At 34.5% G+C, this 24,395-nt stretch carries 13 protein-coding genes; 5 read left to right on the forward strand and 8 right to left on the reverse strand.

Translation table 11 applies throughout. The annotated features are described in order from the left end of the window. Positions 1-53 precede the first annotated feature (53 nt). From NLJ00_RS04310 to NLJ00_RS04330, 5 genes are all read right to left on the reverse strand, one after another. Positions 54-752: a response regulator gene (locus tag NLJ00_RS04310; RefSeq protein WP_256636354.1), complete on the reverse strand. Its 699-nt coding sequence runs from the start codon at positions 750-752 to the stop codon at positions 54-56. Beyond that, entirely contained in the window at positions 742-2,754 is a 2,013-nt protein-coding gene (locus NLJ00_RS04315) for an ATP-binding protein (RefSeq protein WP_256636355.1), read from the reverse strand. The genes NLJ00_RS04310 and NLJ00_RS04315 overlap by 11 nt, the downstream gene beginning before the upstream one ends. A gap of 142 nt (positions 2,755-2,896) precedes the next feature. Continuing rightward, on the reverse strand, positions 2,897-3,115 hold the full coding sequence (locus NLJ00_RS04320) for a hypothetical protein (protein ID WP_123924579.1): 219 nt from the start codon (positions 3,113-3,115) through the stop codon (positions 2,897-2,899). Between the two features lie 178 nt (positions 3,116-3,293). Continuing rightward, positions 3,294-4,151, reverse strand: coding sequence for a LytR/AlgR family response regulator transcription factor (locus tag NLJ00_RS04325; RefSeq protein WP_256636356.1), 858 nt, complete (start codon positions 4,149-4,151; stop codon positions 3,294-3,296). A gap of 259 nt (positions 4,152-4,410) precedes the next feature. Next, on the reverse strand, positions 4,411-5,952 hold the full coding sequence (locus NLJ00_RS04330) for a glycine--tRNA ligase (RefSeq protein WP_256636357.1): 1,542 nt from the start codon (positions 5,950-5,952) through the stop codon (positions 4,411-4,413). Positions 5,953-6,113: 161 nt separating this feature from the next. On the opposite strand from NLJ00_RS04330, the gene NLJ00_RS04335 reads away from it, so the two are divergent. Continuing rightward, positions 6,114-6,734, forward strand: a complete 621-nt coding sequence (locus tag NLJ00_RS04335; protein WP_408611646.1) for a ComF family protein — start codon at positions 6,114-6,116, stop codon at positions 6,732-6,734. Between the two features lie 112 nt (positions 6,735-6,846). On the opposite strand, the gene NLJ00_RS04340 is transcribed toward NLJ00_RS04335, so the two are convergent. Beyond that, positions 6,847-9,516, reverse strand: coding sequence for a zinc-dependent metalloprotease (locus NLJ00_RS04340; protein ID WP_256636359.1), 2,670 nt, complete (start codon positions 9,514-9,516; stop codon positions 6,847-6,849). 199 nt (positions 9,517-9,715) lie between these two features. Here NLJ00_RS04340 and NLJ00_RS04345 point away from each other — a divergent pair, with 199 nt between their 5' ends. From NLJ00_RS04345 to NLJ00_RS04360, 4 genes are all read left to right on the forward strand, one after another. Next, complete coding sequence (locus NLJ00_RS04345) at positions 9,716-10,648, forward strand: bifunctional riboflavin kinase/FAD synthetase (protein ID WP_256636360.1); 933 nt, start codon at positions 9,716-9,718, stop codon at positions 10,646-10,648. Between the two features lie 553 nt (positions 10,649-11,201). Then, complete coding sequence (locus NLJ00_RS04350) at positions 11,202-11,639, forward strand: hypothetical protein (protein ID WP_053473441.1); 438 nt, start codon at positions 11,202-11,204, stop codon at positions 11,637-11,639. A gap of 172 nt (positions 11,640-11,811) precedes the next feature. Beyond that, complete coding sequence (gene bioB / locus NLJ00_RS04355; RefSeq protein WP_053473456.1) at positions 11,812-12,900, forward strand: biotin synthase BioB; 1,089 nt, start codon at positions 11,812-11,814, stop codon at positions 12,898-12,900. 81 nt (positions 12,901-12,981) lie between these two features. Further along, the gene (locus NLJ00_RS04360; protein ID WP_180856017.1) at positions 12,982-13,848 is read left to right on the forward strand and encodes a cupin-like domain-containing protein; all 867 of its coding nucleotides are present in this window, start codon (positions 12,982-12,984) and stop codon (positions 13,846-13,848) included. Between the two features lie 61 nt (positions 13,849-13,909). On the opposite strand, the gene NLJ00_RS04365 is transcribed toward NLJ00_RS04360, so the two are convergent. Next, complete coding sequence (locus NLJ00_RS04365; RefSeq protein WP_256636361.1) at positions 13,910-19,831, reverse strand: T9SS sorting signal type C domain-containing protein; 5,922 nt, start codon at positions 19,829-19,831, stop codon at positions 13,910-13,912. A gap of 646 nt (positions 19,832-20,477) precedes the next feature. Beyond that, positions 20,478-24,320, reverse strand: coding sequence for a T9SS sorting signal type C domain-containing protein (locus NLJ00_RS04370; protein WP_256636362.1), 3,843 nt, complete (start codon positions 24,318-24,320; stop codon positions 20,478-20,480). Between the last annotated feature and the right edge of the window lie 75 nt (positions 24,321-24,395).

Consider the following 24,395-nt stretch of genomic DNA (forward strand, 5'->3'; position numbering starts at 1 on the left):
TCCAACTTGATTATCAGTTTTGGAATTTGGAATTTTTTATTTGAAATTTCATTCTAAAAAAGCCCTTTGCTTTTTGCTTCTTTTACTAAATCATCATCAGAGCCAGATCGTATTTTAAGGAGTTCTTTAAGGCTTGTTCTACGTTTCTCTATTTCGGTTATCGAAATAGGAATGTATTGCGGCATTTCCTCAACTTCGGTTCCTTTTGATAAGTGAAATAAAATCTGTTTATCAAATTCATCAATTTCTATTGAATTATGCGGTGATTGATTGAGCATTTTTACGACAGACTGACTGTAATATTTTTCGCTTTTCATTACTTTATCAAATGCAAAAAGCAATTCATCAAAGGTCAGATCATTTTTAATAATTAATCCGTTTGGATTAATTGTTCTTATGATTGTTTTGATTTTGAGCAGTTCTGTGTACATTGTCAATAAAACAATTTTGCAGTATGGCATTTTCTTTAAAATCAATTTTGCCAGGTCTTCTCCAGAAAAAAGGTTTTTTTCTTCATAAGCCGGCATACTGATGTCTAAAAAAGCGATTTCAAACTGCGGAGTATTTCCGTCTTCCAATAATTCATAAGCCGATTTACAATCGTGTGCTTGTGCAATTATAAATTCATATTCTTTTGGATTGTACCGCGTTATTGCATTTTTATACCCTTCGATGATAAAAGGGTGATCATCAACAATTAAAATGTTAGGCTGAATTAATTCCGAATTTGGGTCTTTGAAATTAAGTGTCATTTGTCTGTAGGTTTATTTTTTGATCAATTGGAATTTTTACAACTAAGAGTGTTCCTTCTCCTTTAGCAGATTTTATGGCAACGGTGCCTTTACATTCTGCCGCTCGATATTCAATATTATGCAATCCAATTCCATTTTTGGTGCGTTTGGTATTAAATCCAACTCCGTTATCCATAATTGACAAAACCAAATGATCAATTTCGCTTTTAAACTCCACCTTAATCGTATCTGCTTTTGCGTATTTATTGCAATTCTGGAGTGCTTCCTGAACAATTCGGTACAAATTAATTTTGACCATATTGTTTACAAGCTCCCATTTTATATGGGAATCAAAAGATGTTACCAGTTTTGATGGATATGTATTCTTTTGATTTTCAAATAGCTTTTTTAATATTACGACAAAGTTATTTATTAATTCAGATTTTTCTCTATTTAGGTCATGCGAAATTTCCCTAATATCTTCTTCAATATGTTTTAGCTCTGCCAGATATTTTTTTCGTTTTGCGGCGGCTTGTTCTTCATCCATTTTATCTAAACTATCCAAGCTTATTCGAATACCAAACATTCGTCCTAAAACGCCGTCGTGTAATTCCTGTGCTACTTTTTTCTTTTCTCTTATTCGGGTCGATTCAATTTCATTTTGCTGCGAAATCATTAGATTATAAACATCTTCATTTGCAATTTGCTGTTGTTGTTTAAAAAGTAATTCCCGGTTTTTTGCCTGCTGTGTTTTGTAAACATAAAAAAACAAACCTATTAGAGTACAAATACTAAAAACATAAACCAGCGTTTTATTCTTCTCCTGCAAACTTGAGTTCTGATCTTTTATTTCATTCGTTTCGTATTCTATACGGGAGAATTTTTCCCCCATTTTACGTTCAGCTTTCAGCATTTTATCATTAAGCTGAATATATTCTTTAGAATATTTAGAGGCATTTTTAGGATCAACAATAGCTGTTTGTTTAAGCGCTTCTAAAGTGTTTATTAATTTACTGTTTGTTCGTGATAATGTTAAGGCTTGTTTTGATAATTGCAATGCTTTAAAAGTATCTTTTTTAAAAGCAAAATACTCTGACAAATGTATTTTACTCGAAACTACTCCGGATGTTAGTCCAAGACTGTCCCGGATTTTTAAAGATTCATAAAACAAATCAGGTAATTTATTTGATTCTTTTAGTTTAAATTTAGCATAACCCAGATTATCAAGCAAAATTGCATATAAACTTGCTCTGTCTTCAAATAGTTTATCTTCTTTTAAACCTCTTTCAAAAAAAACTTTTGCCTGTTTGTAGTTCCCCATTTTCAGATATATAAAACCTACATTATTTAATGAAGCGGCTTTATACTGAAATATGGAGGATATTGATTTATCTTCTAAAGTTTTTAAGGCTTTATTTTGAAACTCTAAGGCTTTTGAATATTCTTCTCTTTCATTGTATAATATGCCTAGCAAATTATAGCTTTCATAATAAAGGTCATTTGCTTTCTGTAGTTTCTTTAAGCTGCCCAAAGCTTTAAAAACGGCAATTTCGCTTTCAAAAAAATCACCTTCGTTATATTGCAGGCTTGCTTTATTTAAAAATGTTTTTGCCAGATTATACTGGTCATTCAATTTTAGATAAAGTTTTTCTGCTTTAAAATAATGCATAAAAGCACTGTCTGAAACAGATTGTGATGCATAATAATCTCCCAGATAAGTATAGGCTTTTGCCATATGCAATGAATCTTTAGACTTTTGTGTTCGGTCTAAAATCAGTTTGGTGATCTTTAAATAATCTTTCCAATCGCTCATATTGTAGTAACGATTAGCAACTTTAAACAGATTTACTTTATTAAGCGAATCATCTTTTTGATTTAAAATTATATGTAACGCTCTTTGATTATAATTCTGTTTAATATCTAAAGGAAGATTATTTTCATTTGCTAATGAAAGATAGGTAGAAAGGCTATCTACTAAAGAAATTGTATTTTTATCTAATTCTTTTTTCTGGTTACAGGCCATAAAAACAAAGAATAGAAGTAATAGTATTTTACAATTTTTTTTCAATTGCGATTTTGTGTTTTCATCAAAAATACTAAAACTATTCACACAAAAAAAAAGCTGCCAAAAAAATTGGCAGCCTCTATGCTTATTTAAAATGTAGTTAGTCTACTTTTTTATCTGTTCCGATAGATTGATTAACACTCGAAAAACCTAGTTGTTTGTTTACTGCATGAAAATCTTGTTTCTTTTGACCTCCTGTTGCTCCTCCGTCAATTGTTGGTATTCTTAATTTTTCATTTGAAACGATATTTGGGTTTGCAAATGAAGTTGCTACTGCTACTAAAGAAAATAATCCGAATGTTAAAGCTGTCTTTTTCATAACTCTTAATGTGTTTAATTTGATTTTTGTATTTGGGGTTTTTGATTGCTTTTGTGAGCGAATCATGGTGTAAAACTAACACCATAACCCAAAAAAATCTATATGAAAAAATAGCTTCGTGGTAGAACGTACCCAATTGATAGTCAATGGATACCAAATTTATGTAACCAGCTAATTACTAGATCTCTAGATAATTACCTTTTGAGAAATCAGCAATAATTAAATCGACGTTTGCTTTGTAGGTTTTTGAAAAAGGAATCTTTTTCGTGGAGTTTTTTATATAACAAACTGAGTTTCCGTTATGAATTCTTGCAATGTAGTTGCGATTAATAATATAACTGTTGTGAATTCGAATAAACGGATAAGTTAACACCTGTTCAAAATGTTTCAGCGTTTTGAAAGCAGTTACCATATCACCCGAATTTAAATAGATATCGGTTGAATTATTATCGGCTTGAAAATAACAAATATCGTCTGCGTTAATATAACGATGATCACCGTACGATTTAATGCAGATTACAAGTGGTTTATAAAACTCTTGATTTGTATTTTGATCTGGAATTACTACAGGAATGTTTTCTGCCTTTAAAACAGGTATTTCATTGGCAATATTAATATCAGGTTTGGTTTCTATAGATCGTGACTCTTTGGGCTCTAAAAACATCCTTTCGAACTTTAAAAGCGTTTTTAGTAAATCTATATGGGTTAAAGGTTTGATGATGTAATCAAAAACGTTGTATTGAATGGCTTCAAAAGCCAAATCTTTTTTAGTTGTGGTTACAATGATTTTTGGGATAATTGATAAATACCGGTATAATTCGCCAATAAATGAAAGTGATAAATGACTTAGTGAATCTTGGGGATCAATTTCTAGAAACACAAAGGAAGGACGATGTTCTAAAACCAAATTAAGTCCCTGACGGTAATTCGTAGCTGAAGCAATAAAAGTTAATTCTGAAAAACCTTCTGCAACGATTCTGGTTTTCAAAACACTTTCAGCGTCATTGTCAACAATAATATACGAATACTTCTTCAACTTTAACTTTTATTGATTTTCATAACTTCCTGACAGCGTTTCCTCAATGCTTAAAAAAAATGTTTTGAGGTATAGAAAATGCCCAATTAAATTTAAGCATTTCAATTATCCAAACATTCTATTGTTGATAGATTAATCGATTATGTTAATACATAAGGATGAAATGCTAAAAAATTCGTCGAAACGCAGGATTTAAAATTAAAAAAATCCCAAACTCCACAGAGGAATTTGGGATAGTTATATCATGTTAATTAAAAAATTACATTTTCATCAACCAGTTTTTCATCGAAACTTCGTTTTCAATAATACCTCTTAATTCAGATATCTTAACGCGATCTTGTTTCATTGTATCTCTATGACGAATTGTTACTGTTTCGTCTTCAAGAGTTTGATGATCTACTGTAATACAAAATGGTGTTCCTAATGCATCTTGTCTTCTGTAACGACGACCCACTGCATCTTTCTCATCATACGCCACATTGAAATCCCATTTTAAATCTTCGATGATTTTTTTAGAAACTTCCGGTAAACCATCTTTTTTAACTAAAGGCAATACCGCTGCTTTTGTAGGTGCTAAAACTGCTGGCAATTTTAGTACTGTTCTTGTTGAACCATCCTCTAAAGTTTCCTCTTGCAACGATGTTGCAAAAACTGCTAAAAACATACGATCAAGACCTACAGACGTTTCTACTACGTATGGCACGTAGTTTTCGTTTAGTTCAGGATCAAAATACTGAAGCTTTCTTCCTGAATATTGTTCGTGTGCTTTTAAGTCAAAATCGGTACGAGAGTGAATACCTTCAAGTTCTTTGAAACCAAAAGGGAAATTAAACTCAATATCTGCAGCTGCATTTGCGTAATGCGCTAATTTTTCGTGATCGTGAAAACGGTAATTCTCTTTCCCTAATCCTAAAGATAAATGCCAGTTTAAACGAGTTTGTTTCCAATGCTCATACCATTGCATTTCTTCTCCCGGACGTACAAAAAACTGCATTTCCATTTGTTCGAATTCACGCATACGGAAAATGAATTGTCTTGCCACGATTTCATTTCTAAAAGCTTTACCTGTTTGAGCAATTCCAAACGGAACTTTCATACGACCTGATTTCTGAACATTTAAAAAGTTCACAAAAATACCCTGCGCTGTTTCCGGACGTAAATATAAATCCATTGCAGACTCTGCAGAAGCTCCAAGTTTAGTTCCGAACATTAAGTTGAATTGCTTAACGTCTGTCCAGTTTCTTGAACCAGTTTCAGGGTCAGCAATTTCAAGCTCTTCGATTAAAGCTTTTACATCTTCAAGATCTCCATTTCCTAAAGAACGCCCTAAACGCTCTCTAATTTCTCTTTCTTTTGCTAAATATTCAACTACTCTGGCATTTGTAGTTACAAATTCCTGTTCGTTGAATGCATCACCAAAACGAGCTTTTGCTTTGTCAATTTCTTTTTGCGCTTTTTGGTGAATTTTTTCAGCAAAATCTTCCACTAAAACGTCAGCTCTATATCTTTTTTTAGAATCTTTATTATCAATTAACGGATCATTGAAGGCATCAACGTGGCCTGAAGCTTTCCAGGTTGTTGGATGCATTAATATTGCAGCATCAAGGCCCACAATATTTTCATTCATCTGAACCATTGATTTCCACCAATATTCACGGATATTCTTTTTTAATTCGACGCCATTTTGTGCGTAATCATACACTGCACTCAATCCATCGTAAACTTCGCTTGACGGAAAAATAAATCCGTACTCTTTTGCGTGCGAAACCACATTCTTAAATAAATCTTCTTGTTTTGCCATAGTAATGCAAAAATATAAAAAGTACTTATAAAAAAAAGAAAAATAAAAAAGATTGAAGTTTAAATTTGGTTAGTTTTGTAACTAAATTCTTTCTATTTGTGTTTAATTTTATAATTGATCTCTTTTTCCCTAAAGTTTGCTCTGGCTGTCGTGCCGTTTTAATGACAAACGAAACCGTTTTATGCACGAATTGCCGTCATGAGCTACCTCTAACTCAATATTATTTAGATTCAAACAATGAAGCCGTCAAAAAGTTTTATGGTAAAATAGAAATTGAACACGTTTCTGCCTTTATTTATTTTATCAAAAAAGGAATTGTTCAGGAACTCATTCATAACCTGAAATATAAAGGTCACGAAGAAATTGGAACTGTTTTAGGAAATTGGTATGTAGAGGATTTAAAAGAACTGAAACTTGATATACCCTTTGATGCCGTAATTCCAGTTCCTTTGCATCCGCGAAAATTTAAGGAACGCGGCTATAATCAGGTTACCACTTTTGGAAAGGCATTGGCCGAAGGTTTAAAAATTCCGTATAATAGTTCGATTTTATATCGAAAGAAATATTCTAAAACACAATCAAAAAAGAATCTCTTGGGAAGATCTGAAAACATCGAAAATATCTTTGATGTAATTTCAACGGAAGAAAATCATAATAAACATTTTTTAATTGTTGATGATGTACTTACAACCGGAGCAACACTCGAAGCTTGTTCAAGGGCATTATTAAAAATTCCGGGAACAAAAATCAGTATTGTTTGTATGGCGATGGCGAACTCTTAAACGGGAAATTCCAAATAAATAATAAAATTCCAATAAAAGAAAAATTCCAAATTCCAAAACTTGTCTTGTCCTTTGGAATTTGGAATTTTTCTTTTATTGGAATTTAATAATTTTAATTGACAATTATTTTCTTAACTGTTCTTCTGTTTCCATCAATAACAGTAACTAAATAAATTCCTGCCGAAACATTTGGAAGCTGAATGTTTTGATTAAAATCTCCAGATGCTGCGAAGGTTTTGGTGTAAACACTTTTTCCTAAAATATCATGTACAAAAACCTGAACATTATTTGATTCACTTGCAAATTGGACTGTAAAACTTCCTTTATTTGGATTTGGATAAAGTGCAAAATCAAGAGTTTCAAAATCGTCTGTTCCTAAAGTAAATGTTTTGGTACAGATGTTGACTGATGCTGAATTTATTGTTCCAAACATTCCCGAAACAGCGTCACGAACTCTAAATGTCCATGTTCCCTGTTGTGTCTGCCCATTAAAAGCACTCAATTCATTAACCGGAATAACAATTTGTTCTGTTATTTTGCTGCAATCTAAAGCATTTCCTGAATCATCAAAATTAAGAATCAATGTCGAATTTAAACTTGGACATGATTTATTAAACAAACGAACTGTTGTTCCCTGAGGACTCACGATTTGGATTTCAAGATCAGATAATCGTTCGTGTGTAACATTTACCAAAACATTTACATCTGAAATTGTTCCTGTTGCACTTGGAACGCTAACTGATTTTGTTGTATAACTTGTTGAAGCCAGAATATTAAAAGGACTTTCAAAGCTATAGGTATTACAGCTTGTTGTTGTTGTATACCCAATAGCAAACGGTTTGCTGTTTAAAGTATAATAGATATTTGCCGTTGGTTCAATAAGAAGTCTGCAATTTGTAGATGAAGGAATACTAGCAGGCAGAGCAATAACTTCTGAACCATCATTTGCGGTATTAGCTGCTAAAGTGGTTGGAAAAGTTAATCCGCCGTCTGTAGAAAGTTTGATATTTACTAACGAAGATCCTTGCAGATTATTCGTATTGTTAACGCTCCAACTAATGGTTTGACTTGAGCCTTGCTGCCAGCTTACATTATCGCCATTATGCGATGTTACTGCAAAAGGTCCTGCCGTTGAAACCACATTAACAAACATTGCACTTGTATTGGTCTGCGCTGTACCTAAGGCTGCATTGTCCCTACCTGTTAAAGTAAAATTTAATGTTCTGGCGATAGACGAAACAGACTCCCAGGTTGTGGTCAATTTATTTTGTAATACGGAATCATAACTTGGAAAATAACGAACTGGAGAAGTTGTTGGAGCAAATGATCTGAACAAAGGCCCGTCTGGTTTTGTTGGATATGCAATACTGTTTGCTTCAGATGTCGTAGTAGCATTATCATATTCTTCCCAAGTGTACGTGATAATATCCCCTTCTGGATCTGAACCGGTTCCTTTTAAAACAAATGGTGTACCAATTGGGATCGTATAATTACTTCCTGCACTAATTACAGGCGGATTATTGGTTAAATTGGTGCTAACCGGACAGCTTTTTCCAGCAAGCGTATTCTGAATCTGTAAAATACTTGCATATGCAAAATAGTCGTCAGAATTATTTTGAATATCATAATCACCCGTAACTCCGGCATATCCCATTATTGTAGAACCGCTTCCCGGCTCAACATTCACTGATGTTCTTTCACCTGAATCGTATGAAAAAGTATGATTTGCTCCCAGTTGATGTCCAAATTCATGTATCACAAAATCAATATCAAAAGTATCGCCTTCAGGTTTTCCGTCTGAAGGAGACGTGAAAGCACTTCCTTTTGCTAAAGGATCACCTGTTGTTGGATTTGAACAAATACAACCTATGCAGCCGGCATTTCCTCCTCCGCCAGAAGCTCCGAATAAATGTCCGATATCATAATTACTATTTCCAATAACATTTGTCAACGTTGTTTGAACTTCCTGATTCCATGCGCCATCTGCACCATCTGAAGCTTTAGAATAAGGCTGTGTCGCAACATTGGTATAAATTACAGCATCATTATTGGCAATCAAAACCAGTTTTAATGCTAAATCTTTGTTTAAAATGCCGTTGACTCTTGTTAGTGTTGCGTTCATTCCTGATAAAGCTCCAGCTTTTGTTCCACCAAAATACGCTGTATATTCTGCTGTACAGGACAATGCTAAACGAAGTGTTTTAAAAACTTTATTATTAGATGCAGTTTTTGCAGTTTTTCCTTCTTTATTATTTACAACAGCATCTATAGTTTTACATTCCAGTTTTACTTTTGAAGCTGCATCTTTTGAAGAAAACAAAATATATTCTGCCTTGTTATCTGGGTTTTGCTCTATAAACTCAGTCGCTTTATCAGCTCTAAAAAGCATTGTTTGAAGTCCTCTTGGCGAAAGACTAAAATGTATTTTTGCCGATTTGTCGTCTAAACCGCTTCCTTCGTAAGCTCTAATTTCTGGATATTTTGCCTGTAGTTCAGGATCAAAATTTGAAGATTCCCAAACCTGAAATCTTTCTAAAACTCCTTTTCCATTAGGAATCGTAATTTCGGCATTTGAACTTAACGAAGATTTTTGAGTTGTTTTCGCCAATTTTGCCGTTAAGAATTCTGTATTTAATTTATAATACAGTTTATCAGAATCAGTTACTGAAGCTTTTTTTCCAGAGACTGAAACCGAATTAACCTTTTGCCACAGGTCGTCATTTTGGGCATGAAGTTGTACAAATGAAAAGATAATCAGAAAATAAAGTAATTGTTTCTTCATGCTTAGTGATATTTTTTATGAAATCAAATTTAGTCGAATTAAATCAAATTCTTACATCTAAACGACATTTAACGTTTTTTAGTCGACGAATCCGTGATTTTTTCGACAAAAGAAGTATAATATTCCTAAAAAATCAATTGCCCTTAGTACAAAATTTAAAATAGATAGTATAAATTTGCAGCATCTTAAATAATTTGTTTTGAAGCTCTTTCATTCTATAAACGATTTCCATTCGACCAAGAAAACAATTTTAACTCTTGGTACTTTTGATGGCGTACATATTGGTCATAAAAAAATTCTGGAAAGAATTACTCAAAACACGGAAAATGGAAAATACGAAAGTTTAGTACTTACATTTTTTCCGCATCCGAGAATGGTTTTACAAGAAAAATCAGAAATAAAATTGCTCAATACTATTGCTGAAAAAACAAAACTTTTAGAAGCAACCGGAATTGAAAATTTAGTTATTCATCCGTTTAACGAAAGTTTCTCAAGATTAACTGCCGAAGAATTTGTGAGCACTATTTTGGTTGATCAGTTTCATATTCAAAAAATAATTATTGGCCACGATCATCGTTTTGGAAGAAACAGAACGGCCAATATTGATAATTTAATTGCTTTTGGTGCCGAATATGGTTTTGAAGTGGAACAAATTTCTGCAGAAGAAATACAAGATGTTTCTGTTAGTTCTACCAAGATCAGAAAAGCTTTAGACGAAGGAAATATGGAATTAGCCAATGAATATTTAGGCTATGACTATTTTTTGAGCGGTGAAGTTGTAAAAGGAAAACAGTTAGGAAGAACAATTGGTTTTCCAACAGCAAATATTCAAATTGAAGAAGAATACAAATTAATTCCAAAAAATGGAGTTTATGTTGTGAAGGCTTTGATTGATAATTTGGAAGTTTTCGGAATGATGAACATCGGCTTCAATCCAACAGTAAATGGACAAAAACAAACTATCGAAGTAAACCTTTTTGATTTTGATGCTGATATTTACGGCAAAAAAATTGAGATTTCATTATTGCAATATCTTCGCGGAGAACAAAAGTTTGGCTCACTTGATTTGCTGAAAGCTCAATTAAATCAGGACAAACAAGATTCTTTAGATTTTGTGAGTAAGCTTCAATAATTACTTTTAGATATGTAGTCCCTACGGGACAAAATGGAATGGTTTATAATATATTTTACCAATATAAAATCTCTATGAGATAAACCCCGTTAGGAGTTAAATATCGGTAGCAAAAAAATACCACACCTGTATTAATGTCCTGTAAGGACTTCACTCGAGATTCTTTGAGTAACTTCAACAAATAAAATATATAGTCCCTACGGGACAAAATAAATACTTGAAAATTGTATTCTACCGATATTAAATCTCTACGAGATAGATTTGTTAGGAATTAAAAATCAACCGCAAATATTACGCATCTGATTTCCATCATAATAAACTCTCTAGAAATACTCCGTTAGGAGTTAAATATCGGTAGCAAAAAAAATACCACACCTTTATTAATGTCCTGTAAGGACTTCACACGTTTCAACAAAAACATTATTCCAAAACGTTATTTCTTGATCTATAAGATTTTACCAATTTTAGATCATCGTAGTTATTTTTTTAGTAAATTTGATATAGGACTCTGTTTCCCAAACATTTACTACTAACTTCTTTAAAAATAACCACTATGAAATTACCTAAAGAAATAACAAACGGTTTTTTAATATTCCTTGGAATTGGCATTTATTTTTTATTGATGAATTTATTAGGTCTGGCAGATTTGTTTTACCTGCGTACGCTCAATGTGTTTTTTATATTTTATGGCGTAAACAGAACCATGCAAATGAATCTTCATGAGGGAGAAACTGGTTTTGTATCAAATGCTGTGTCAGCTATGACAACTTCTGTTGTTGGTGTATCACTAAGTGTTTTAGGATTATTAATTTACAGCTATGCACGAGGCGGAGATGCTTATGTAGGAACATTATCTGAAGCATTTATGTTTGGAGGAAATCCTTCTGTACCCACTTATTGTATTTGTCTGCTTTTTGAAGGGCTCGCTTCATCGGTAATTGTTACTTTAATGATGATGTTATACTGGAACAATAAATATGCTGCCGATTAATTATTCAAAATAAAAACAACCATTTAAGCGCTCAAAAATCATAAAAACCTATAATTTTATGATTTTTGAGCGCTTCTTTTTTAAAAGACTTGCCAAATATTCAATTACAACAATCAGTGTTGTTGGTTACTACAATTTAATTACTTTTAAAACTTCAAAAAAAATTGTATCCATGAGCATAACAAAACACAATTGGACAAAAGACGAAATAATAGCAATCTATAATAAACCACTAATGGATTTGCTTTATGAAGCTGCAACGATTCACAGACAAAAACATGATCCAAACGTCGTTCAGGTTTCTACTTTATTATCAATAAAAACAGGCGGATGTCCTGAAGATTGTGGTTATTGCCCACAAGCTGCAAGGTATAATACCGGAGTTGAAGGAAATGACTTAATGACGGTGAGCCATGTAAAAGCTCAGGCCTTAAGAGCTAAATCCAGCGGATCTTCCCGCGTTTGTATGGGAGCTGCCTGGAGAAATGTAAAAGATGGTGAAGAATTTGATCAGGTTTTAGAAATGGTTCGTACAATCAATAAACTTGATATGGAAGTTTGCTGTACTTTAGGTATGCTTACAGAAAATCAGGCACAGCGTTTAGCCGAAGCTGGTTTATATGCTTACAATCATAATTTAGATACTTCTGAAGAATATTATAAAGATGTAATTTCTACGCGCGGTTTTGAAGACCGTTTACAAACTATCGAAAATGTTCGTAAAACAAATGTTACGGTTTGCAGCGGTGGAATTATTGGAATGGGAGAAAGTATTGAAGACAGAGCCGGAATGCTTGTTGCGCTTTCAACTTTAAATCCGCAGCCGGAATCTGTTCCTATTAACGCTTTAGTTGCTGTTGAAGGAACTCCGATGGAAGAAGAAAAACCGGTTGAAATCTGGGAAATGATTCGTATGGTTGCTACAACCAGAATTGTAATGCCGGAAACTCAGGTTCGTTTATCTGCCGGAAGAACTAACATGACTCGTGAAGGTCAGGCAATGTGCTTTTTTGCAGGAGCAAATTCAATTTTTGCAGGAGATAAATTATTAACTACTCCAAATCCTGATGTTAGCGAAGATATGAAGATGTTTGAAATGTTAGGATTGGTTCCGCAAAAGCCTTTTATAAAAGTTTCTCAGCCAAAAACAGTAGAAGCTGCTGATTCTCAATTTAATTCTTTAGGAGAAAAACCGAGATGGTCAAGACCCGGACATACAATTGAAAGAAACGTTGAAGCTTCGATCAAATCAAAAATTTAGGCAAAAGAGTTAAAAAACTTCAATAAAATTTTTTAAATTGCTTATGACACAGAGTTATAAGCAATTTTTTTATTTATAAAAATGAAGTTAAAACAGATAGAAAGGGTCAAAAAAATCTCTAAGGAAGATTTTATTTCCCAATATGTAAAAAAACAAATCCCGGTTGTTGTTGAAGAACTAACGGAAGACTGGCCCGCTTATCAAAAATGGAAATTATCTTATATTAATGATATTGCCGGTGATATTACGGTTCCTTTGTACGATGATCGGCCTGTAAACCATGAAGAAGGTTTTAATGAAGCTCATATGACAATGAAAATGAGCGATTACATTAACCTTTTGGAATCAAAACCTACCAATTATCGCATTTTTCTTTACAACTTAATGAAAGAAGTGCCACGGTTAAAAAATGATTTTTTATGGCCGGATATTGGACTAAAACTTGTTAGGCAATTACCGATGTTGTTTTTTGGAGGCGAAAATGCCAGAGTATTTATGCATTACGATATTGATTACTCGAACATTTTGCATTTCCATTTTCATGGAGAAAAACAATGTATGATTTTTGCGCCAAACCAGTCAAAGTATATGTACAAGGTTCCGCATGCTTTAATTTCGAGGGAAGACATTGATTTTGATAATCCTGATTATGAAAAATTTCCTGCACTTAAAAATGCTGAGGGATATATCACTAATCTTAAACATGGAGAAATGCTGTATATGCCCGAAGGTTACTGGCATTATATGAAATATTTAACTCCCGGATTTTCAATGAGTCTGCGGGCTTTTCCTAAAAACATCGTGAATTTATCTAAAGCTGCATACAATGTTTTGATTATGCGTCATTTTGATATTATGATGCGGAAATTTAAAGGACAGAAATGGATTGACTATAAAAATAAAAAAGCAATTCAAAACACGCATGAAAACCTTCGAAAGAGTGCTTAATAAAAATAAAAGCCGGCTGCAGAATTAATTTTACAGCCGGCTTTTTATTTCAGTTTATAAATTAATGAAACGTAATTTTTCTGGTGGTTGTTTTTCCGTTTTCCAAAGTCACTTTTACAATCAAAACCTGATCTCCTGACTGCAGATTTGGAATCTGTAATTCGGTATTTTCAATCTTTTTATTGTTGTAAATCAATTTTCCTGAAATATCAAAAATGGAAACTTCTTTTATATAATCATGCGTTGAATTTACTTTAATGTTTTTATTCTTAACCGAAACAAAAAGATTGTTTTCCTGACTTTCAAAATCATCAACTCCTAAATTTACTGCAGCATATTTCAGAACAAAGCGGTCCAGAAAAGTCCCTATTGATGTATTAAAAGTATATTTTCCTGTTTGCAGATTATGTGTCGTATTGTTCCATTTATCTTCTAAATAAATGGCATGATTTGCTAAATCACCATCTGCATGATCTATTGCTATTGAAAATTCGCCTTCAATTCCAGATCTGTATCCTAAAGGTACAACATCAGTATCCTGAAAAGGTACAGCGCGACCCTGAACCGTTAATTTTCTTCCTTCGTTAATACTGTAAAAATCTACATATATATTTCCGTTTATGGTAACTCCATCATAATTATTGTCCCAGGTATCAGTTGCTCCTTCTATATATCCTACCAACAACTGTTTAAAAAGCCCCTGAGTATTTGTCATATTAAGCCAGACTCTGTGTTTTTCAATTGTTTCTTTATTGCTTTCTGCTGTTTTAAAAAACTGGCTGTTGTTTCCGGGAATTCTCATTGAATTTGTAAAAACAGCGTTTCCAGTAGTTTTTGCTTTTACGAAAAAAGCCTGACCAGCTGCTATATATCCTAATGGAGGACTTTGATTTCCGGGTGTTCCTGCTCCTTGTCCACTCAGACTGCCTACACTTGTACTTCCGGTTAAATTATAAATAGCATAATCATCGCTATTATAATTAAATTGAGCATCACCGGGAACAGAGCTGCTTGGTGCGGAGTTATGAGTCCAAAAATATAATGTTCCATACAAATTAGCCGCATTATCAAAAATAAATTGATCTGCATATATTGCCGAAGGATATGGATTGCCAAGCAAATGAGATTTCTCTGCAGCTAATAAAGGGACGGTAATTGTACCATTATTAGGAACTCCTTCTAAAAATGAATTATAAACTGAGGGAGCGGATATATCGAAATTTTGAGGTGCTCTGACAATATAACCATATCCAGGACTCATTTCCATCGTTCCATTATAATTTATTATCCATCCACTAATAGCATTATGGCTATAATACTTATCTGATAATGTGTTTGGTGACAAATCGTGTAATGTAAAAGCCGGTGTACGCACAATTGGCGAAGACCAATACGTAAAATCATATCTTCGAACTGGTGTGGTGTTTCGTTTATATATAATATTACCCGTATTTACGACATTATTAACCTGCATTAAACTGGCATTATTTTCAAAAGTCAATAAACCTCCGTTGTTGCTCACTGAATTGGTAATCGTTAAAGTATGATTAGAATTTACGGTAACATTTGCACCCGCATCAACAACACAAGAACAACCGCTCAAATCACCTGTTGTAGAATAATTGCCCGAAAACCGAACTGCATCTGTAACTATTGGCGGACTTCCTTTTGACCAACTTGTACCATTCCAAATATTTGTAACCGGAGCTTTTATCTCCAAATTAATAGTTGGTAAAGAAGGACAAATATTTATGTCGTGTATTGTAAAAGTATAATTTCCGGGAGCCAGATTTGTTATGGTATAACTAGTTCCTGATGAAGTATAGGTTTGAGAAACTGTTCCGTTTTGTGTAATTGTCCAATTTGGTGATGCCAATAAGCCAGTCAGATGTACGCTTCCGTTTGGATTAACACAAGTTGGCTGCGTAATAATTGCCAATATTGGTGTAGAAGGTTTTGGTTCCACATCAATTCTTGTTTCTATTGCAAATTCTTCAGGGCAAGTTCCGTTTTTTACCACAGCTCTATAGCTGGTACTTGTTGATAATACTCCCGGCTGATACGTATTAGATGTATTTGCAAAAGGCTGCCAAACGTATGGAATCGCTTCTGCATATTCCCATCTTACAATTGTTCCCGTATAATCTGTCAAAGTTAATAACGGACTTGGATCTCCCGCACAAATATGATTTCCTCCATGCACTGCACCACGTTCCGTTTTTGTTACCGTTGTAGTATTGCTTGCGCTTGTATTTGAGGCACATCCTATTGAAGAATAACCAACAGTTACTGTTTTACTTCCAGCGGTAAGCCATTGTAATGTTACGGTATTACTTGATACAGATAAATCTCCTGAGGTAATAATATAATCTGTATTCAAAACTCCCGGAACATTCCAAACATAATTTGATTGTCCGGTTTGTGTTGTATACGTAACATCTGTATTTACACAAACCGAAGCAGCCGGCTGCGTTGTAAATGTTGGTGTTGGAATTGGATTAATTGTTATTACTGCTGAGCCTCCAGTAAAACCAGAATTTCTGGCACAAGTATTTGCACCTGTTACTGAAACTAGAGTATAAGTTGTTGTTGTTATAACTGGAGTTGTAAAAGTAGCGAATGGAGTTCCGCTTACAACTCCTGAAGCCGTGCGATCTGCTCCACCATTTTCTTTATAAACAACTGTGTATGGGCCAGTTCCTGAAGTAGCAGTAAATGTCAATTGTCCCGCCCCAGTTGCACAAAACGGACCGTTAGCCGTTAAACTTCCCTGTGGTAATGGATTTACTGTTATTGTAGTTGAACCTGCTGTAAAACCAGAACTTCTAACACAGGAATTTGCTCCTGTTACTGAAACTAAAGTATAAGTTGTTGTTGCGGTAACTTGCGTTGTAAAAGTGGCGAATGGTGTTCCGCTTACAACTCCCGTTGCTGTGCGGTCAGCTCCTCCGTTTTCTTTATAAACAACTGTGTATGGACCTGTTCCTGCTGTGGCAGTAAATGTCAATTGTCCAGAGCCTGTTGCACAAAATGGGCTATTGGCACTCAAACTTCCCTGAGGTAATGGATTAACCGTTATTGTAGCTGAACCCGTTGTAAAACCAGAACTTCTAACGCAGGTGTTTGCTCCCGTTACTGAAACTAGAGTATAAGTTGTTGTTGCAGTAACTGGCGTTGTAAAAGTCGCGAACGGTGTCCCGCTCACAACTCCCGCTGCAGTTTGGTCAGCCCCTCCATTTTCTTTGTAAACAATTGTATATGGACCTGTTCCTGCTGTAGCCGTAAAAGTTAACAGTCCAGAACCTGTTACACAAAATGGACCATTTGCTGTTAAACTTCCCTGCGGCAATGGATTAACTGTTATTGTTGCAGAATTTTGAGTAAAACCAGAGTTTCTAACACAGGTATTTGCTCCTGTAACTGAAACCAAAGTATACGTTGTCGTAGCCGTAACAGTAGAAGTAAAAGCTGCAAAAGGCGTTCCGCTGACAACTCCCGTTGCAGTTCTGTCTGCTCCGCCATTTTCTTTGTAGACAACTGTATATGGACCAGTTCCTGCTGTTGCCGTAAATGTCAATTGTCCAGCTCCTGTTGCACAAAATGGGCCGTTTGATGTCAAACTTCCCTGCGGTAATGGATTGATAGTTATTGTTGCTGTATTTCCTGTAAAACCTGAACTTCTAACACAGGTATTTGCTCCCGTAACCGAAACTAATGTATAAGTTGTTGTTGCGATAACTGGCGTTGTAAAAGTGTTAAACGGTGTTCCGCTGACAACTCCTGTTGCAGTGCGGTCTGCTCCGCCATTTTCTTTATAAACAACTGTATATGGACCTGTTCCTGCTGTTGCGGTAAAAGTTAATTGACCTGCGCCAGTTTCACAAAACGGACCATTTGCTGTTAAACTTCCCTGCGGTAATGGGTTGACGGTTATTGTTGCTGAATTTTGGGTGAAACCAGAACTTCTAACACAGGTATTTGCATCTGTAACCGAAACTAAAGTATAAGTTGTCGTTGCGGTAACTGGCGTTGTAAAAGTAGCAAAAGGTATTCCGCTCACTACTCCCGACGCTGTACGGTCAGCTCCTCCGTTTTCTTTATAAACAACTGTGTATGGGCCAGTTCCTGCTGTGCCAGTAAATGTCAACAGCCCGGAACCTGTCGCACAAAATGGACCATTTGCTGTTAAACTTCCCTGCGGTAATGAATTAACAGTTATCGTTGCTGAACCTGTTGTAAAACCAGAATTTCTAACACAGGTATTTGATCCTGTAACTGAAACTAAAGTATACGTTGTAGTAGCCGTAACAGTGGGAGTAAAAGCTGCAAAAGGTGTTCCGCTGACAACTCCTGTCGCAGTTCGGTCTGCTCCACCATTTTCTTTATAAACAACTGTATATGGTCCCGTTCCAGCTGTTGCTGTAAAAGTTAACAATCCGGAACCAGTTGCACAAAATGGACCGTTTGCTGTTAAACTTCCCTGCGGTAAAGAATTGATAGTTATTGTAGCTGTGTTTCCTGTAAAACCAGAACTTCTGGAGCAAGTATTTGCTCCTGTTACTGAAACTAAGGTATATGTAGTCGTAGCTGTCACTGTTGATGTAAAAGCTGCAAAAGGCGTTCCGCTCACGACTCCTGTTGCAGTTCGGTCTGCTCCTCCATTTTCTTTGTACACAACTGTATATGGACCCGTTCCTGCCGTAGCTGTAAAAGTTAATTGTCCGGAACCTGTTACACAAAAAGGACCATTTGCTGATAAAGTTCCTTGTGGTAAAGGATTAACTGTTACTGTTGTCGCTATAGAATTTGCAGCTGTACAAACTCCATTTTGAACAACAGCTCTAAATTCAGTTGTTTCACTAAGTGGTCCAGAAGTATAAGTATTTGTTGTATTTGCAATATCAGTCCAGGTTGAAAATGGAGCTATTGAATATTGCCATTTTTGAATTGTACCAGTTTGTCCTGCTAAAGACAGAGCAGCACTTGTTGCTCCAGCACAAATTGTTGTTCCGCCTGAAACTGTTCCACCAGCTGAAGGAGCAAAAATTGTAACTGTTGTAACGTTTGATGTTGATATAGCTGAAGAACAGACTCCGGATGTTAAATTAGTGACGGTAATATTACTTGTCCCAACAGTGTTTAAACCTGCTGCTGTAAATGTTCCTGTTCCGGCAGTAGTCACAGTCATTGTTGCTGTAAGTCCTGTCGCACTTGGATTGCTTCGACTATATGTCACGGTATAAGTTCCTGTTGGTAAAGACGCAGCAGACGATGTTAATGTTACAACTGAAGTAGTTCCAAGATTACTGCAAACATTTACTGCCGAAATTCCTGTAATACTATAACTAGGGCAAGTATAGCTTACTATAACCTGACCATGAGCTCCTGATCCTCCGGGCTGAGCAGCAGCAAGAGCAGAGCTCATTGAGCCACTACCACCTCCTCCTGGTGCAACACCGGGGTTTCCAACTGTAGTTCCAAGAACTAAACTTGGCACAGATGCTCCTCCGGCTCCTCCTCCCGGACTTGCTCCATTTCCTCCTTTTCCGGAACTTAATAAAAGTGCGGCTAAAACATTTCCTCCAGTTCCTCCTGCTTCACCAGCAGCTTTTGTAGTACCAAAAGAAGCTGCTGTAGATCCACCAGCACCTCCGGCAGGTGCTCCTCCTGCATTGTTAGCCAAACCTCCTGCTCCACCTGCAGCATATATTACTGTTTCATAACCTGTAATAGTTGAATGCCCGCCAGCAGCTCCATTATTTATTGTCCCTGCTACTGTACCGGCAACTACAACATTTAAAGTATTGCTGGCTGTTACATTGATATTACTTCTGGCATAAGCGCCTCCGCCTCCTCCGCCTCCGCTTCGTCCTTCAAGTAAACCTGAGCCGCCCGCGCCGCCACCGGCACCGCCTCCGCCCCAAGCCTGCACATCCATTACAGTAACACCAGCAGGAACTACTATTGTTCCATTAGATGTCAATGTATGTGGGGGCTGTGCCCATAAGGAAAAACAAAAAAAGGAGAATAAGAGTGAGAGTTTAATTTTATTTGATAAAAAATTCTCTTGGCATTCATTGAATAAAGAAAAACAACGAATAAAAAATTGAGGTAAGATTAGAAAGATTGGTAATTTTTTTTTCATCGCACTATTTTTTAATTAACAGAAAAAGATTCACCAGTGAGAGAAAGTCTGGTTTAGTTTAATTTCTAAATACCTCAAAAAATCACATTGACTTCAAAAATGATTTTGAAACAAAAGCAAAGAATAGTTAGCAAATGTTGCTTTTTGTGGTATTTAAATAAGCATTAAATAGTATTTGGCAGATAAAAAATAAGTTACATTTTGTTTAAGGGGTTTGAAAATGTATATTAACGGCTTTTATGTTATATTCGTCGATTGACTGTTACAACAAGGTACGATTTTTTTTACATCATATTTAGAGAGAAAATGTTAAATATTGTAGATTTAACACTTTTAAGTTCATAATTTAAAAATTGTGTGGGTTGTGTTAATTTACACAACAAATTGATTAAGTGTAATTTACACCTATAAAAACTATTCAAAAACAAAAATCCGCCTTACATAAATATGTTGGCGGATTATTTACATTGATAAAAATTCTAGTTTAGAAAATGATCTTTTTTGTCTTTGAAAAATTATCTTCTAAAATTACTTTCACTAACATGATTTGATGAACAATTCTTAAATTTGATATTACTAATTCAAACTCGTTTAGTTTTCTTTTTTCGAAAAGTAATTTTCCACTAATATCATAGAGCAGAACATTTTTTAGTTTTTGATTTTTCGATCTTATATTGATTATTTTATCTTTTGAAGAAACCAAAATTTCATTTTTAGTATTCTGAAAATCATCAACACTTAAATTTTTATTAGTAAAATGAAGGATGAATCTGTCGGTAAAAACTCCTATTTCACTATGAAAGGTATAATCTTTTAGGGTTAGATTGGAAATACTATTCATTAGCTTATCTTCTAAATAAATTGCCTGCTCTGACAAATTACCATCAGAATGATCTATCGCGATTGTAAAAGTATCGGCCATTACCGTTTTATATCCTAAATTAATTTCATCAGAATCCTGAAAAGGTAAAGCTCGCCCCTGAATTACTAATTTTTTGCTTTCACTAATACTATAAAAGTCTACAAATTGGTTTCCATTTAAGGTTTCTGCATCATAATTTAGATCATAAGAATTTGTTGCACCTGGCAGGTATCCAATTAAAATTTGTTTAAAAGCACCATTATCATTTTGAAGATTCAGCCATAATCTATTTTTAACTGCTTCTTTCTTAGTCTCTGTTTGTCCTTTTGCAGGTTTAAAAAACTTATTATTTGTTCCGGAAATTCGCATGCTATTATTGAATTCCAAAAGTCCTAACTGATTACTTTTAACAAAAAATCCTTGACCGGAAGCTATTTTACCATCGGGAATTGTTTCATTGATACCTTTAAAAATTGCTTTTGTACCCACCCCGCCAACTAAATTATAAACGGCATAGTCATCTGATGTATATTCTAAATTTGTTATTTGTGTATTATGTGTCCAGAAATAAAGTGCGCCTTTGGTTTTAAATTCATTTTTACTCAAAAAAATATTTCCATCAATGGCTGATGGATATGGATTTCCAATTAAGTAAAACCTATTGTTTTCTTGTAAATCAACTTCAACCTTTCCATTATTTGGAACACCTGTAAAAACTCCTTCATATATAGATCGTTCAAACTGAGAAAATTCCTGAGGAGATCTTATTATATATCCTTTTCCTAAAGACATATAACTGGATGGTTCTTCAATTTTCCAGCCTGGCAATGCAGAATTGTATGATTGGTATTTATCAAATAATGTGTGAGGTGAAAGATCAATTAGTTTTTGATTATCGACTGGAGAAGACCAATAGGTATAATCAAATTTTAAAACAGGATTTGTTTTTCTTTTCATCTGCATAATTCCGGAATTTACCATATCGTCATCTGATTGATATAAACTGGCTGAATCTTCTAAAACTAATGTTCCTGATCCTGAATATGAAAATTCAATTCCTAAAGTATTTCCACTTAAAAGTGCAACTCTTTTTCCTGCTTCGATACTGCAGCTGCAAACATTCGATGAATTTAAATTCGGAAAATCTTCCTTAAAAAGTACTTCTTTTCCTCCAGACGGATAGCCATTTGACCATGAACGACCATCCCAAATTGTTGATTCGAGACAAAGTTTTAACCGACAAATTCTATGCTTGGAAAATCCTGAAACAGAATTAAAATTTCCTCCGATTAAAAGTCTAAAATCAGATGTAATACTTAATGCAAAAATTTTATTGTTTACTGATGCATTAAAGGTGTTGTCAAAATCTCCTGTTTTTAGCAATCTTATTAATCTTAAAGAAGAATTATTTTTATAAGTTCCAGAAAAAGTTCCTGCAACTAAAAGACGATCATCTGGCTGTACCAAAATTGCACGAACATCTCCTTTATTAAAACCAGTTCCGGAATCAAAACTGCTGTCTAAACTTCCGTTAGAATTTAGACGAAGAATTCGTTTTTGCGAACTTTTATTATACATCAAAAAAGACCCGCCAACAACTATTTTTCCGTCTGATTGTAATGCAATTGCGTAAACATTTTTATCAAAACCTTCTCCAATATTAAAACTTGTATCGATACTTCCATCTGTATTTAATCGAACCAAATGCTGATAGGACTGATCATTAAATTTTATAAATCTTCCTCCGATTAAAATCTTTCCGTCGGGCTGAATTAGAATATCATCTATTATAGCATCTGCACCAAGACCCGTATTAAAAGTTGGATCTTGTGAACCATCAGACAGTAACCTTACAATCCTAATTATTGAAAGATCACCATTATAACGCGTAAAGTTTCCTGCAACAATAATTTTATCATCGGACTGTAATGCCATAGCATAAATTTGGCTATTGAATCCTGAACCCATATTGAAGGAATTATCAATTGATCCGTCTTGAAAAATTCTAACAATTCTATTATAAAGCTGATCATTATATTTGGTGAAATTTCCACCCAAAATAATTTTACCGTCTGCTTGAAGAATAGCTGTTTTTATTAAGTTATTTGCTCCGGTTTGGCCAGTATTAAAATCGGAGTCAAATGATCCGTCTTCTAACAGTTTTACAATTCTAAAAGCGGGATTATTATTAAATTTGGTAAAGTTTCCCAGTACTATTGTTTTTTGATTTTCTAATGGAATGATTTTAAAAACAGAATTATCAAAACCAATTCCAGATGCTAAATAGCCAGTATCTTGTTCTCCTTCTAAATTTACTTTTGCCAGTCTTCCCTGATTTTGTCCATCAAAAACAGAAAATGTTCCTCCAATAAACCACGATCCTTCTGAGTCATTTGCGAGTGTCCAAACAGTAGATGCCGGCCCCGTGCCCATATCAAAATCAGGTTTTATAGTTCCGTCTGAGTTTAAGAAAGCCACATGATTAAGAGTTACTCCATCATAGCGACCGGTAAAAGATCCGCCTGCCATGATATTTCCTTCACTATCAATTTTGATAACCTGAACAACATTATTAAAACCTGATCCAAGAAAACTGAAATCACGAGAACCATCTGGATTAAGACGCACAATTCTATTGGCAGTAATTCCATTATATGATGTAAAACTTCCTCCTAAAAGTATCTTACCATCGGGTTGAACTTCAATAGTATTTACATTATCATCAAAACCAGTCCCGATATTAAAATCTTTATCTATACTTCCATCAGAATTTAGCCTGATTATTCCATTAGAGTCAACTTCATTAAAAGAGGTAAAATTGCCCACAACTAAAATCTTCCCATTAGACAAAACGCGAACATTTGAAATGAGTAAAGCAGAGCCTATACCTATTTTAAATGAAGTGTCTATTAAGCCGTTTGGCAGTAATCGTGCAATTCTGTTTACGGCTGTATTACCATATTTTGTAAAAGTCCCAGCAATTATAATTTTGCCATCTGACTGCAAATCTATATCATGAATAATTCCTGCTCCTGAACTAGCTGCAACGACTGTGTTAAAAGATTCGTCATAAGACCCATCATTGTTTAGGCGAACGAGCCTTCCCGCATTTTTTCCATTATAAGCCGAAAAATTTCCTCCAACTAATATTTTACCATCGGGCTGAACATTTGAAGAATAAACTTTACCATTAAAGCTAGTTCCTGTGTCAAAACTTTCGTCTATTGTTCCGTCCGGTTTTAAACGAGTTAAGTATGAAGATGGAATTCCGTGCAGACTTGTATATTCACCTCCAACAATTAAATTATTGTCTGGCTGCAAAAAAAGAGTTCGGACAGTCGCGTTAAATCCATCTCCTTTAGATCCGTCATCGATTGTATTAAAAGTGTTATCAACTTTTCCCTGTTGGGCAATAAGAGTGTTTGTGAAAGGCAGAAAAATGAGGAACAGGATGTATTTTATCAAAGTCGTAAAATAGTAAATTAATATTTGTAAGAATTAACCGAAATTAATTTACTTTGAAAAATAATACAATACCCA

The sequence above is a fragment of the Flavobacterium panici genome, from assembly GCF_024499525.1.
Taxonomy (GTDB): domain Bacteria; phylum Bacteroidota; class Bacteroidia; order Flavobacteriales; family Flavobacteriaceae; genus Flavobacterium; species Flavobacterium panici.

Excerpts from the sequence above, each read along its gene's own strand:
- NLJ00_RS04310 (WP_256636354.1), bottom strand. The coding sequence starts at position 752 with ATGACACTTAATTTCAAAGACCCAAATTCGGAATTAATTCAGCCTAAC.
- NLJ00_RS04315 (WP_256636355.1), bottom strand. The coding sequence starts at position 2,754 with ATGGCCTGTAACCAGAAAAAAGAATTAGATAAAAATACAATTTCTTTA.
- NLJ00_RS04320 (WP_123924579.1), bottom strand. The coding sequence starts at position 3,115 with ATGAAAAAGACAGCTTTAACATTCGGATTATTTTCTTTAGTAGCAGTA.
- NLJ00_RS04330 (WP_256636357.1), bottom strand. The coding sequence starts at position 5,952 with ATGGCAAAACAAGAAGATTTATTTAAGAATGTGGTTTCGCACGCAAAA.
- NLJ00_RS04335 (WP_408611646.1), top strand. The coding sequence starts at position 6,114 with ATGACAAACGAAACCGTTTTATGCACGAATTGCCGTCATGAGCTACCT.
- NLJ00_RS04340 (WP_256636359.1), bottom strand. The coding sequence starts at position 9,516 with ATGAAGAAACAATTACTTTATTTTCTGATTATCTTTTCATTTGTACAA.
- NLJ00_RS04350 (WP_053473441.1), top strand. The coding sequence starts at position 11,202 with ATGAAATTACCTAAAGAAATAACAAACGGTTTTTTAATATTCCTTGGA.
- bioB (WP_053473456.1), top strand. The coding sequence starts at position 11,812 with ATGAGCATAACAAAACACAATTGGACAAAAGACGAAATAATAGCAATC.
- NLJ00_RS04360 (WP_180856017.1), top strand. The coding sequence starts at position 12,982 with ATGAAGTTAAAACAGATAGAAAGGGTCAAAAAAATCTCTAAGGAAGAT.